The 11,865-nt window shown below is 68.8% G+C and carries 14 protein-coding genes and 1 pseudogene; 6 read left to right on the forward strand and 9 right to left on the reverse strand.

All coding sequences use genetic code 11. The features are described 5' to 3' along the window. Window positions 1-61 precede the first annotated feature (61 nt). From FHR82_RS18865 to FHR82_RS18875, 3 genes are read right to left on the reverse strand one after another with little or no spacing between them, the layout of a single operon-like run. On the reverse strand, window positions 62-1,063 hold the full coding sequence (locus FHR82_RS18865; RefSeq protein ID WP_184811779.1) for an NADP-dependent oxidoreductase: 1,002 nt from the start codon (window positions 1,061-1,063) through the stop codon (window positions 62-64). Then, on the reverse strand, window positions 1,063-1,479 hold the full coding sequence (locus tag FHR82_RS18870; protein ID WP_184811780.1) for an organic hydroperoxide resistance protein: 417 nt from the start codon (window positions 1,477-1,479) through the stop codon (window positions 1,063-1,065). Before FHR82_RS18870 ends, FHR82_RS18865 begins: the two co-directional genes overlap by 1 nt. Window positions 1,480-1,491: 12 nt before the next feature. Continuing rightward, the gene (locus FHR82_RS18875) at window positions 1,492-1,932 is read right to left on the reverse strand and encodes a MarR family winged helix-turn-helix transcriptional regulator (RefSeq protein WP_311771163.1); all 441 of its coding nucleotides are present in this window, start codon (window positions 1,930-1,932) and stop codon (window positions 1,492-1,494) included. A 100-nt stretch (window positions 1,933-2,032) separates the two neighbouring features. On the opposite strand from FHR82_RS18875, the gene FHR82_RS18880 reads away from it, so the two are divergent. Beyond that, a complete protein-coding gene (locus tag FHR82_RS18880; RefSeq protein ID WP_184811782.1) occupies window positions 2,033-4,075 on the forward strand; it encodes an MMPL family transporter in 2,043 nt (680 codons plus the stop codon). Window positions 4,076-4,167: 92 nt separating this feature from the next. Here FHR82_RS18880 and FHR82_RS48310 read toward each other — a convergent pair. Next, window positions 4,168-4,539: pseudogene (locus tag FHR82_RS48310) on the reverse strand (hypothetical protein); the annotation flags it as partial. Between FHR82_RS48310 and FHR82_RS46220 the strand changes: the two are divergent. Both FHR82_RS46220 and FHR82_RS46225 read left to right on the forward strand, forming a co-directional pair. Further along, the gene (locus FHR82_RS46220) at window positions 4,482-4,679 is read left to right on the forward strand and encodes a hypothetical protein (protein ID WP_225945324.1); all 198 of its coding nucleotides are present in this window, start codon (window positions 4,482-4,484) and stop codon (window positions 4,677-4,679) included. The pseudogene FHR82_RS48310 and the gene FHR82_RS46220 sit on opposite strands and share 58 nt — an antisense overlap. Before the next feature lie 26 nt (window positions 4,680-4,705). After that, a complete protein-coding gene (locus FHR82_RS46225) occupies window positions 4,706-4,828 on the forward strand; it encodes a hypothetical protein (RefSeq protein ID WP_260418079.1) in 123 nt (40 codons plus the stop codon). Between the two features lie 138 nt (window positions 4,829-4,966). Here FHR82_RS46225 and FHR82_RS18890 read toward each other — a convergent pair whose 3' ends face one another. Both FHR82_RS18890 and FHR82_RS18895 read right to left on the reverse strand, forming a co-directional pair. Further along, entirely contained in the window at window positions 4,967-5,374 is a 408-nt protein-coding gene (locus FHR82_RS18890; RefSeq protein ID WP_184811783.1) for a RidA family protein, read from the reverse strand. A gap of 35 nt (window positions 5,375-5,409) precedes the next feature. Next, on the reverse strand, window positions 5,410-6,285 hold the full coding sequence (locus FHR82_RS18895) for a ParB/RepB/Spo0J family partition protein (RefSeq protein ID WP_184811784.1): 876 nt from the start codon (window positions 6,283-6,285) through the stop codon (window positions 5,410-5,412). A 333-nt stretch (window positions 6,286-6,618) separates the two neighbouring features. On the opposite strand from FHR82_RS18895, the gene FHR82_RS18900 reads away from it, so the two are divergent. Next, on the forward strand, window positions 6,619-7,545 hold the full coding sequence (locus FHR82_RS18900) for a mechanosensitive ion channel family protein (protein WP_184812447.1): 927 nt from the start codon (window positions 6,619-6,621) through the stop codon (window positions 7,543-7,545). A gap of 267 nt (window positions 7,546-7,812) precedes the next feature. Here FHR82_RS18900 and FHR82_RS18905 read toward each other — a convergent pair whose 3' ends face one another. Beyond that, a complete protein-coding gene (locus FHR82_RS18905; RefSeq protein WP_184811785.1) occupies window positions 7,813-8,202 on the reverse strand; it encodes a DUF6401 family natural product biosynthesis protein in 390 nt (129 codons plus the stop codon). A gap of 110 nt (window positions 8,203-8,312) precedes the next feature. On the opposite strand from FHR82_RS18905, the gene FHR82_RS18910 reads away from it, so the two are divergent. Further along, window positions 8,313-8,969 (forward strand): peptidylprolyl isomerase, encoded by a 657-nt coding sequence (locus FHR82_RS18910; RefSeq protein WP_184811786.1) that lies wholly within the window; start codon window positions 8,313-8,315, stop codon window positions 8,967-8,969. A gap of 114 nt (window positions 8,970-9,083) precedes the next feature. Here FHR82_RS18910 and FHR82_RS18915 read toward each other — a convergent pair whose 3' ends face one another. Further along, window positions 9,084-9,251, reverse strand: a complete 168-nt coding sequence (locus tag FHR82_RS18915; RefSeq protein ID WP_184811787.1) for a hypothetical protein — start codon at window positions 9,249-9,251, stop codon at window positions 9,084-9,086. Window positions 9,252-9,459: 208 nt separating this feature from the next. Then, window positions 9,460-10,089, reverse strand: coding sequence for a hypothetical protein (locus tag FHR82_RS18920; protein WP_184811788.1), 630 nt, complete (start codon window positions 10,087-10,089; stop codon window positions 9,460-9,462). Window positions 10,090-10,550: 461 nt separating this feature from the next. Here FHR82_RS18920 and FHR82_RS18925 point away from each other — a divergent pair, with 461 nt between their 5' ends. Next, window positions 10,551-11,840: an MFS transporter gene (locus FHR82_RS18925; protein WP_225944077.1), complete on the forward strand. Its 1,290-nt coding sequence runs from the start codon at window positions 10,551-10,553 to the stop codon at window positions 11,838-11,840. Window positions 11,841-11,865: the final 25 nt, after the last annotated feature.

Genomic DNA, 11,865 nt, shown 5'->3' on the forward strand with positions numbered 1-11,865 from the left:
CCCCCGAAGGCACCCCAGCAACCGAGAAAAGGTCCATCAGCGCCGAAGGGAATCCGAGGTGTTACAGCCGGACCACCATCTTGCCGGTGTTCTCCCCGCGCAGCATGCCGAGGAACGCGGCGGGCGCGTTGTCGAGACCGTCCGCGAAGGTCTCCTCGGCCACCAGCTTGCCGGTGGCCAGCCACTGCCCGACCTCCTCGGCCATCGCCCTGAACCGGTCGTAGTGGTCGAGGATGATGAAGCCCTGCAGCTTCAACCGCTTGCCCACCAGCAGGTGCATGTTGTGCGGCCCGGGCGGCGGTTCCTTCTCGTTGTACATGGAGATCGATCCGCACACGGCCACGCGGCCGTTCGTGTTCAGCGCGGCGATCGCCGCTTCGAGGTGGTCGCCGCCGACGTTGTCGAAGTACACCTCGATGCCGTCGGGCGCGGCGTCCGCCAGCAGTTCGCGGACGTCGCCGTCGCGGTAGTTGAACGCCGCGTCGAAGCCCAGCTTGTTCGTCAGGTGCGCGACCTTGTCGGCCGACCCGGCGCTGCCGATCACCCGGCCCGCGCCCTTCAGCCGCGCGAACTGCCCGGCGAGGCTGCCGACCGCACCCGCGGCACCGGACACGAACACCGTGTCGCCCTGCTTGAACTCCGCGATGTCGAGCAGCCCGACGTACGCGGTCAGCGCGGGCATGCCCAGCGCGCCGAGGAAGTGCGACGGCGACACGCCCGCGATCGGCGTCAGCGCCGTGTACTCCGACACCAGCGCGTGCGACCGCCAGCCGAGGCCGTGCAGCACCAGGTCACCGGGCGCCACACCGTCCACACCGGACTCGACGACCTCGCCGACGGCGCCGCCCTCGAGTGCCTTGCCCAGCTCGTAGGGCGGGGTGTAGGACTTCACGTCGTTCATCCGGCCCCGCATGTACGGGTCGACGGACATGAACGTGTTGCGCACCAGCAGTTCCCCGGCGCCCGGCGAGGGCAGCTCGACGTCCGCGAACGCGAAGTTCTCGTCGGTCGGCCAGCCGCTGGGGCGGGACGCGAGCCGGATCTCCCGTGCGGTGACCGACATCAGGCCACCCGCAGGTTCACGTCGATGTTGCCGCGGGTCGCGTTGGAGTACGGGCACACCTGGTGCGCCGTGTCGACCAGCTTCTGCGCGGCTTCGCTCTCGAGGCCCGGCAGCGCCACGACCAGGTCGACGACCAGCCCGAAACCCTCACCCTGCTTGCCGATGCCGACCTCGGCGGTCACCGACGAGTCGTGGACCGAGACCTTCTCCCTGCGTGCGACCGCCTGCAGCGCGCTGTGGAAACACGCGGCGTAGCCAGCGGCGAACAGCTGCTCGGGGTTGGTGCCCGCGCCGCCGGGGCCGCCCATCTCCTTCGGCATGGACAGGTCGTGCTCGAGCACGCCGTCCGAGGACGCGACGTGGCCGCGCCTGCCCGCGCCGGTGGACGTGGCTTTCGCTGTGTAGAGCGCTTCCATGGAATCCCTTTCTCAGTCCTGCTGTGCGGTGATCTCTTCGGTCAGTCGGACGAGGTTCTCCCGCAGTGCCTCGAGTTCCGCGAGGCCCATGCCCGTGGCACCGGAGAGCTTGCGGGGCACGCTCATCGCGCGGTCCCGTAGCGCACCGCCCTCGTCGGTCGGGTACACGCGGACCGCGCGCTCGTCCTCCGCGCACCGCTGACGGCGCACGAGACCGGCGGCCTCGAGTCGTTTCAGCAGCGGGGAGAGGGTGCCCGAGTCGAGGTCGAGCGCCTGGCCGAGTTCCTTGACCAGGACCGGACCGCGTTCCCAGAGCACGAGCATCACGAGGTACTGCGGATAGGTCAGGCCCAGCGCGTCGAGCGCGGGCCGGTAGAGACTGGTGACCGCCCGCGACGCCGCGTACAGCGCGAAGCACACCTGGTTCTCGAGCTTCAGTTCGTCGGCGGCCACGACAGCTACATTACGCACAACCAAGTTGTGCACAACTCAATGTGCCCAGGCTCACCCGGCTGTTGAGCAGGCTGCCAACAAGCCCTTTAGGCTCCCCGGCATGGGTCGTGTCCGATGGTGGTTGCCAGCTCTGCTCGTGGTCCTCTGGCTCGCCATCGGCGGGATCGGCGGCCCGTTCGCGGGAAAGCTCTCCGACGTCGCCACGAACGACAACGCCGCGTTCCTCCCCGAGTCGGCCGAGGCCACCGAGGTCGAGCACCTGCAGCGGCAGTTCAGCGACGAGCAGGTGTTCCCGGCCGTGGTCGTCGCGGAGCGCGCGTCCGGCATCACCGAGGACGACCTGCGGTTCCTCGCGGAACGCGGGGTGGCCCTCGCGGAGGTCGACGGCGTGGCGGGGCAGGCGTCACCGCCCGCGAAGTCCGAGGACGAGCAGGCGGCGCAGTTCGTCGTGCCGATCGCGGGGGACGGCGGCGAGCCGGACAAGGTCGTGTCCGAGGTGCGCGACGAGCTGGCGGCCGGCGCGCCTGCCGGGCTGACCGTGCTGGTCACCGGACCCGCAGGCCAGATCGCCGACCTGGTCGTCGCGTTCGGCGGCATCGACGGCCTGCTGCTCCTGGTCGCGGGCCTGGTCGTCGTGGTGATCCTGATCGTCGTGTACCGCAGCCCGCTGCTGCCGCTGCTCGTGCTGGTGTCCGCGGTGTTCGCGCTCGGGGTCGCCGCGTTCGTCGTGTACCAGCTGGCCGACCACGACGTGCTGAAGCTCAACGGCCAGAGCCAGGGCATCCTGTTCATCCTGGTCTTCGGCGCGGCCACCGACTACGCGTTGCTGATGGTGTCCCGGTTCCGCGAGGAACTGCGCGACACCGACGACAGGTTCACCGCGATCCGCACCGCGTGGCGCGCGACCCTCGAACCCATCGCCGCGTCCGCGGGCACGGTCGTGATCGGCCTGCTGTGCCTGCTGTTCAGCGACCTGCGCTCCAACCAGGGCCTCGGACCCGTCGCCGCCATCGGCATCGGCGCGGCGCTGATCGCGTCGCTCACGTTCCTGCCCGCCACGCTCGCACTCGTCGGCAGGGCCGCGTTCTGGCCGTTCCTCCCCAAGCACGGCTCGGAGAAGCCGGAGCACCGCGGCCTGTGGGGCTGGATCGCCCGGCACGTCGGCGCGCGGCCGAGGCTGATCTGGATCGTGACGACGATCGTGCTGCTCGCCGGGGTCGCGTTCGTGCCGCAGCTCAAGGCGAGCGGCACGGCGCAGTCCGACATCTTCCTGACCGAGGTGGACTCCGTGCGCGGTCAGGACGTCCTGTCCGCACACTTCCCCGGCGGCTCCGGTTCGCCGACGGTGATCATCGCGAAGTCCGCGCAGGCGCAGCAGGTCGCGCAGGCGGCCGAGGTGGACGGGGTGGCGAACGTGCGGCCCGCGGGGGAGAAGAACGGCCTGGTCCTCATGCAGGCCACCCTCGACGACCCGGCCGACTCCGAGGCCGCACTGTCCACTGTGGAACGCATGCGGGCGGCCGTGCACGCAGTGCCGGACGCGGACGCGCACGTCGGCGGCCAGACCGCGATCCAGCTCGACGTGCAGACCGCGTCGCAACACGACCGCACGTTGATCATCCCGATCGTGCTCGTGGTGATCTTCCTGGTGCTGGCGTTGCTGCTGCGGGCCCTCCTGGCGCCACTCCTGCTGATCGCGACCGTGGTGCTGTCCTTCGGCGCGACCATGGGCGTGTCCGCGCTGGTGTTCAACCACCTGTTCGGCTTCCCGGGCGCGGACCCGGCGATCCCGTTGTTCGGGTTCATCTTCCTGGTGGCACTGGGCATCGACTACAACATCTTCCTGATGACCCGCGTGCGCGAGGAGGCGCTGGAGTCCGGCACCCGCAAGGGCACGCTGCGCGGTCTCGCGGTGACCGGCGGCGTGATCACGTCGGCGGGCGTGGTGCTGGCGGCGACGTTCGCGGCGCTGGCGGTGATCCCGGTGCTGTTCCTGGCCCAGATCGCGTTCATCGTGGCGTTCGGCGTGCTGCTGGACACGATCATCGTGCGGTCGCTGCTGGTGCCCGCGCTGACCATCGACATCGGCAGGCGGATCTGGTGGCCTGCGAAGCTCAGCCGGCGAGCACCGTCAGAGTCCTGAGCTGTCCTTCCGCCGTGCCGTAGGGGACGGCGAGGAAGTCGGTGACGCCCGCGTCGCGCAGGCGGGCCAGGCTTGGTCCCGGCCTCGTCGTCGGTGACGCAGGTCAGCAGGCCCGCGACGACGCGCGGGTTCGGGTGGTGCCTGCCGATCGTGGGCACGATGTGGTCGGCGAGCGTGCGCACGCCGGTCATCCACGTGACCGTGCCGTCGGTCAGCTCGCCGGCGACCCGCAGCATGGCGGCCCGAGCGCCGCGAGCAGCGTCCCCGGTGGCTCCGCGCCGGGGCACGGTGACGGCGCCCGTCGCCACCAGCGTCTCGCCATCGTGGTCGACGGCCTCCCCGCGCAGCAGCGGGAGCAGGGGACCGGCACCGCCACTTCCCGAGCCGCCTCGCGCTGCTGGACGCCGTGTTCGCGGGACGCGTGGCGGCGTTGTGCGCCCGGGGTGAGTCGCCGCTGGCAGCACCGGATCCGGCCGAGGCGCTGACGACGTGGTCGCGGGAGGTGACCCGGCACGCCGCGGAGAACCGCGGTCTTGGCACGTCACTGCTCAACGGCACCGGCGAGTCGAGCCACGAGAAATCCTGGCCACGGCCACCGCGCTGACGGAAAAGGCGAAAACCGAGGGCGAGGTGAAACCGGAAGTGACTCCGGGCGATCTGCTGAAACTGGCGAACGCCATTGCGCTCGCGGCGGAAGAAACCCCGGAAGAAGCAGACCACCTGCTGAGACTGGCCCTGACCGGAATTCACTAGGGCGTGTTGCCAAACCTGATCCGGTAACTCACCGGCGGGGCTGGGAGTTGTGTCGCGTGATGTGATCTCGGATGCGTGGGGCGGCCTGCGCCTCTCCGCGACTCCGCACTGGTTGACGAGCGCGACCACCGCGGCGGGTCAATCCACAAGCGCGGCGACGGCCTCGATCTCAACCAGCTGATCGTCATAGCCCAGCACTGTGACGCCCATCAAGGTACTGGGCACGTCGTGGTGGCCGAACGCGTCACGAACAACCGCCCACGCCGCACCCAGGTCCGACTGACGAGAAGAAGCAACCAGGACGCGGGTGCTGACCACGTCTTCGATCGTCGCGCCAGCCGCCCGAAGCGCCTCCGTCAGCGTCTCAACGCACTTGGCGGCCTGCCCCGCGTAGTCACCGACAGCCGCTGTTGTCCCGTCCTTCTCGAGCGGGCACGCGCCCGCGAGGAAAATCAGGCGCGCTCCGCTCTCAACGGTCGCCGCATACGCGTACTCGGCAACATCACTCAGCGCAGCTGAACGGACAAGACCAACGGCGGTACCCACCCGGCCATCCTGTCATACACCTTTGGCAACACGCCCTAGCCCGCTTTGCTGCTCCGCGGGTCCAGCAGTGTTTCCGCGAACGAGCGCCACGCGTCCGCGCATTCGATCGCCATTCGGGCCACCGTGTCGCGCCAGTGCGAAGGTACGTTCGCCGCGATCGCCGCCCACTGGTCCGGTGTCACCGACCTCGCCTCCAGCAGCCGCAGCAGGGCGCGGCCCGTTTCCGAGAACCGGAGGGTCGGGTCCGAGCGCAGCCGCACCACCAGCGTTGCCGTGTCGGGGGCCGGAGCCGGGTCGGCCTCCGCCAGCTTCCGGCGCACCGACCGCGCCGTCTCCGGGGAGATGCCCGCCCGCCGCGCGACCTCCCGCAGCGACAGCCCCGGCTCGGTCAGCAGGATGGCCCGCGCCACCCGCCGCCGCTCCAGGCTGTTGACGGGCCGGAGCTTGCCGTCGTTGCCGAGCCGGACCTCCGGCGCGGGTTCCGGCCGCTCCCGGCGGAGCCGGGCGACAGTCGCCGCCGACAGACCGGCCACCGTGGCGATCATCCGGTCCGACCAGTGCGAGTGTGACGCGATGATGCGGGCGGCTGCCGCTTTCCGATCGGCAAGTGACAGCGGCAATCCGTGTGTCACGTTCGTGCGGACGGCCAGCACGAACGCCTCGTCGTCACCGCCCTCGAAGAACCGGACCGCGATCCGCTCCTCGCCGCGCAGGCGGGCCGCGCGCAGGCGGTGCATGCCGTCCACGACGCGCATGTCATCGCGCCGGACGATGATGGGTGGCAGTTCGCCGATGGTGTCGGCCAGAGTCCGGACGTGGTCGAGGTTCTCCCCGCTCTGGCGTGGCGAGTGGCCCCCGCGCACTTCGGAGACAGCGACCGTGGTGACAGGACCGTCGAGGTCGAACGGCATTGTCGGCCCCCTGGGTACGGCGGCCTGCGTGGCCGCGGTCGGACAACAACCACCCGTACCGTACGACGTTTCCAGCCGGGGGTCCCGCTGACCAGTGACGAATTCACGGAACGAGCGGGAAGAGTTCCCAGCCCCGCTCGCAGACAGCGATTAATGCGGTCCGACCTGCTGAAACAGGCCATTTCAGACCGTTTTGCCGCCCGGTTCGCACCTCACCCGTACAGGTGAGATCACCTGCTACGAAGTGTGTCAAGTCACTGTCCGGGTACAGGCTTCTTCCAACGCGCGTCCATCGGAGGGCGTGCCCGTCACGCCTGGAAGGGGGCGGTGGCGTTGCAGAGTTCCAACCTCGCGGCCGTCGATTTCGGTCAAGGCATCTCGAGCGCGTGGAGCACGATCGCCACGTTCGTGCCCAAGCTACTGGCGTTCCTGCTGATCCTGTTCATCGGCTGGCTGATCGCGAAGGCGCTCAGCAAAGTCGTCGACAAGGTCCTCGAACGGGTCGGATTCGATCGCGTGGTGGAGCGCGGCGGCATCAACCGCATGATGTCGGGGAGCAAGTACGACGCGTCGGACATCATCGCGAAGCTCGTGTACTACGCAGTGCTGCTGATCGCGCTGCAGATGGCGTTCGGTGTCTTCGGCTCGAACCCGGTGAGCACCATGCTGACCGCCATCGTGGCGTTCCTGCCGAAGGCAGTCGTCGCGATCGTCATCATCGTGGTCGTCGGCGCGGTCGCCCGTGCGGTCAAGGACCTGGTCACGAACGCCCTGGGCGGCCTGTCGTACGGCAAGCTGCTCGGCACACTCGCGTCGGTGTTCATCTGGGGCCTCGGCATCATCGCCGCGCTGAACCAGATCGGCGTGGCGACCACGGTGACCACCCCGGTGCTGATCATGGTCCTGGCCACCGTGGGCGGCATCGCGGTCATCGGCGTCGGCGGCGGCCTCGTCCGGCCGATGCAGCAGCGCTGGGAGGGCTGGCTGGACCGCGCGGAGAGCGAGTTCCCGCAGGCCAAGGCCGCCGCGGAGGCATACCAGCGTGGCAAGGAGGACGCCGGCCGCGCAGGCGGGCCGAGTCGCACGCAACAGATGGCCCACGCCGGTGGTGCCCGCACGGCGACCGGCCCGGTCCCGGGGACCGCGGGGGCGCAGGGCATGCAGGGACAGCACCAGCGGATGCCGCAGGGGTACGAGCAGCACCCGCAGGACCCCGGCTACCCCCGGCCGGGGCACACGCCGCCGGGACGGCAGCAGTAAGCGACAACACGACGGCGGCCGGGCTCTCGAACCCGGCCGCCGTCATGTTGTCCACAGCCGGGGGAGTTATCCACAGATCGGCCCACACGCGTGACAGCGCCGCCCGCAACTGGTAGACTGGCAAGGCGGGACGCCCCCGGGACAGGGTGGGGGTTGCGTACCGGCGGGTTCGCGCTTCTGCGAGTTGTTTCGCTGGTCAGGTGTGTTCGCGCCGTCGCTGACGTGGCGTTCGCGGCACGAGGCCGGGTGCCGCTGGAGCGGCTCTCGTCACGCCAGGGACGGCAGGTCGTCCGTCTTCGCGACCGGGTGGCCCGGGAGCATGTTCCTGGCCAGCGAGCAGACCGCCAGCAGGCGTACGTGGAACCAGGTCGCCGTGCGCCACTCGGTCGCGTCCGTGGGGATGGTGAGTGACAGGCCCCGCTCCCGCAGGTGGTCCTGGATGCCGCGCGCGTAGCCGGCCAGCAGCACCGTGCCCGCGACCGCCGCGCCGGACTCGACTCCCGTCGTCAGGATGTCGCGGACCGCGGCCTCGTGCTGGTCCAGTACCGCCGCCAGGCCCGGCACCGTCGCCGCGGCCACCAGGCCTGCTGTACCCAGCTGGTCGTGCAGACGGTCGAGTGCACGTCGCGCGGACCGTTCGAGGCGCCGGACCCCCATGAAATCACCCACTATCGTTTGAAACCACTCGCGTGTGTATCACGCCGGGTAGCCGGAACGAATGTGGAAGTGGTTCGAACCACACCAGGACACCAGTAGGGTTCCAGCGCATGAAACTTCTGCGAGGGATCGTCATCGTGGCCGTCGGCCTGTTCGGGCTCGCCGCGCCGGTGTCCACCGCCGCCGCTGAGCCCGCCGCGCCGCCGGTCAAGCAGTGCGAGTTCATCCCGACGCCGGACAAGCCGGCCGCCAAGCCCGTGCACCCGCCGAGGCCCGTCGCGTCGACGCGCGGTACCGCCACGGTCTACCTGCAGACGAACTACGGCCCGGTGGTCATCGACCTCGACCGGGGGAACGCGTCCTGCGCGGTGCACAACTTCACGCACCTCGTGCGCAGCCTGTTCTACAACGCGACGCAGTGCTTCCGGCTGACCCACTCCGAGCGGCTCGGCGTCCTGCAGTGCGGCGACATCTACCGCGTGGAGGAGGGCGGGCCCGGCTACCGGTTCGCCGACGAGGTGACGGGCGCCGAGACGTACCCGCGTGGCACGGTCGCCATGGGCAACCAGGGGCCGGGCACGAATGGCAGCCAGTTCTTCATCGTGCACTCGCACGCGAACATCGCGCCCGCGTACTCGGTGCTCGGCCGCGTCACGCACGGCATGGCGACCCTGGACCGCATCGTCGCCGCCGGTATCGCCGACGGTGCGACAGATGGCCTACCGAAGTACCCCGTGCGGATCTACTTCGCATTCCAGCTGCGCTGACCTCGAATGGGAAAAGTGAATTGTCGAGACGGTCGACCGCTTTTCCCATGATGTGGACGAGATTCGCGTCACATCGACGCGAATCCTCGTCTCTCCTGCGTCGTCGACTATGGACTAGTCACCGCGGCGCGGTTCGGGAAGGTGTGCGGCGTACTGCTCGGCCTCGTGCCGGTTCACGCTGACATCGCGCCACTCCCGGCGGTTCCCGTCGTACACGGAGTAGGTCCAGATGCAGTCGTCGTTCACGTAGCCCGATATCGCGCGGTGCGAGGGTTCGGACATCGCGTTCTCCTGGGGGAATCGGCGGAATGTGTGTCTCATGATGCGACATTCGGAACTCCGTCGCGAGAGATGTCACCCGGACGGCGGGCACCAGGATAACAGCATGACATTCCGTGTTCGCGTGTGCCGATGCAAGTGCGCGGGGCAATTGTCGAATCCAGTAAAAAGATACCGGCAATAGCCGACACGATTTACGAGCGTAACTGGATCAGGGTGCGACCGCGACTCCACCGGCATCTGCCGGAGCCGTCAGCGGGACCGGTCGCACCATCGCCGGCAGGGCGAAGCACGAGGTCAGACCACCGATGATCATGAGCGCGGTGATCCCGGTGCCGATCGACACGCTCGCCGGCAGGAATACCACCGCGGGCCACACCGGCATTTGCCGCCGTGCTGCCGCGATCAGTGCCAGTAGTGCGACGCCCGCGAGTCCGAGCGCGGGGACGGCGCCGTAGAAGAACGTCTCGAAACCCGGTAGCTCGTGGATGGAGCGGGAGATGGCCGACATCTCACTGCGCGCACCCGCCCGAAACCCGACAATCAGGTCGATCACCATCTGACCGGTCATCGCCACGGTCCCGACGAGCCCCGCGAACGCGATCACCCCGACGGCGATCCGCTCGGCCCGGTGGCGGGCGGCGTCCCTGGTCCACGTCCACAGGGTCGCGAGGACGGCCAGCATGGCGAGGTTGCCGATGATGTAGGCGAGGTGGGCGGCGGTCCAGAGGGGGAGGGCGACGGTCCAGTCCAGGTCGGGATTGGGTTTCCAGCCGAGCTTCATACCCAGCACGCCGAGCAGGAGGAAGAACGGGGCGGCGAAGAAGGCGGTGCGGATCATCGGTGGTTCTCCCGGGGATTTCGGTGGTGGGGGAACCGTGGCATCGGAGTGGGGATCGCCACATCGGGGTTGGGCCCTTGATCGACCCCTTAGGGGTGACCGTTATGCCGCGTTTTGTCCGGGCTGCGGACATGCGGCGGTGGTCGGGGCTGATCGCGCCCTCACGTCGGGTCCGGAAGCAGAGCCGGATCCACTGGGAGCCTGCCGTGGGCTCTGTCGCCTTCGAACGGTGCGGAGGTGCTGGTCACTTTGGGTGGGGATCCACTTCGGAGGGTTTCACCTCTTCGGTTGGGGGTACCCCCCGCCCGGTCAGTAACGCCCGTGTTCTGGTGGGGACGGGCGTTTTGCCAGGTCGGAGGGACAACATGACGTCGGCTCGTGCGGGCGGTTCTGCTGGTCGGGTGGCAGAACCCGACGCCAAGACATTGCGGCGGGCGATCTCCGCGTCCGCTATCGGCAATATGACCGAATGGTTCGACTACGGGGTCTACGCGTACACCGCCGTCTACATCGGTGACGCGTTCTTCCCCAGCGAGAACGAGACGGCGTCCACGCTGGGCAGTCTCCTCGTCTTCGCCGTGTCGTTCCTCATCCGCCCGCTCGGCGGCATGGTGTGGGGGCCGCTCGGGGACCGGCTCGGGCGACGGAAAGTCCTTGCCACCACGATTCTTCTCATGGCCGCCGCCACTTTCTGTGTCGGTATTCTCCCGGGCTATGTCTCGATCGGCATTCTCGCGCCCATCGGGCTCATCATTCTCCGGATGATCCAGGGGTTCTCGACCGGCGGTGAGTACGGCGGCGCGGCCACCTTCATGGCCGAGTACGCGCCCGACCGCAAACGCGGGCGCTTCGGGTCGTTCCTCGAGTTCGGGACGCTCGCCGGGTTCACCCTCGGTGCGACGCTGGTGCTCCTCACCGAACTCGCCGTCGGGGCCGAGAACATGGCCGACTGGGGCTGGCGCCTGCCGTTCCTCGTCGCCGCGCCCATGGGGCTGGTCGGGCTCTACCTCCGCAGCCGGCTCGAGGACACGCCCGTGTTCCGCGAGGCCGAGGCCGAGGGGAAGATCGACCACGAGGCCAAGTCGCACCTGCGTGACCTCCTCAAGTACTGGAAGCCGCTCGTCCTGTTGATGGGGCTCGTGGTCACGCTGAACATCGCCAACTACACGCTGCTCGCCTACATGCCGACCTACCTCGAGGGCGAGATCGGGCTCACCTCGCGGGCGTCGCTGATCCTGATCATCATCGGGCAGACCGCGATGATGCTCGTGATCCCGTTCTCCGGTGCGCTGTCCGACCGGGTGGGGCGCAAGACCATGTGGTGGATCAGCATCATCGGGTTGTTCGTGCTGTCGATACCGCTGTTCAAGCTGATGGGCTCCGGGTTCACGCAGGCCATCATCGCGTTCGCGATCCTCGGGCTCCTGTACGTCCCGCAGCTCTCCACGATCTCCGCGATGTTCCCCGCCATGTTCCCGACGAAGGTGCGGTACGCCGGGTTCGCCATCGCGTACAACATCTCCACGTCGCTGTTCGGTGGCACGGCACCCGCGGTGAACCAGGCGCTGATCAACAGCACCGGTGACAAGCTGATGCCCGCCTACTACCTGATGGCGGCGTGCGTCGTCGGTGCGATCGCGCTCTGGTTCGTGCCGGAGACCCGCGCGTGCTCGATCCGCGGCGACGGCATCCCGGGCATCGACACCAAGCCACAGCTGGAACCGGTGAAGAAGGTCGAAGCCTCGGTTTGATCTGGAGCGCGCTCCACGTCGTACC

This window comes from Actinophytocola algeriensis (genome assembly GCF_014203735.1).
GTDB lineage: Bacteria > Actinomycetota > Actinomycetes > Mycobacteriales > Pseudonocardiaceae > Actinophytocola > Actinophytocola algeriensis.

Excerpts from the sequence above, each read along its gene's own strand:
- FHR82_RS18865 (WP_184811779.1), bottom strand. The coding sequence starts at position 1,063 with ATGTCGGTCACCGCACGGGAGATCCGGCTCGCGTCCCGCCCCAGCGGC.
- FHR82_RS18870 (WP_184811780.1), bottom strand. The coding sequence starts at position 1,479 with ATGGAAGCGCTCTACACAGCGAAAGCCACGTCCACCGGCGCGGGCAGG.
- FHR82_RS18880 (WP_184811782.1), top strand. The coding sequence starts at position 2,033 with ATGGGTCGTGTCCGATGGTGGTTGCCAGCTCTGCTCGTGGTCCTCTGG.
- FHR82_RS18895 (WP_184811784.1), bottom strand. The coding sequence starts at position 6,285 with ATGCCGTTCGACCTCGACGGTCCTGTCACCACGGTCGCTGTCTCCGAA.
- FHR82_RS18905 (WP_184811785.1), bottom strand. The coding sequence starts at position 8,202 with ATGGGGGTCCGGCGCCTCGAACGGTCCGCGCGACGTGCACTCGACCGT.
- FHR82_RS18910 (WP_184811786.1), top strand. The coding sequence starts at position 8,313 with ATGAAACTTCTGCGAGGGATCGTCATCGTGGCCGTCGGCCTGTTCGGG.
- FHR82_RS18915 (WP_184811787.1), bottom strand. The coding sequence starts at position 9,251 with ATGTCCGAACCCTCGCACCGCGCGATATCGGGCTACGTGAACGACGAC.
- FHR82_RS18920 (WP_184811788.1), bottom strand. The coding sequence starts at position 10,089 with ATGATCCGCACCGCCTTCTTCGCCGCCCCGTTCTTCCTCCTGCTCGGC.
- FHR82_RS18925 (WP_225944077.1), top strand. The coding sequence starts at position 10,551 with ATGACCGAATGGTTCGACTACGGGGTCTACGCGTACACCGCCGTCTAC.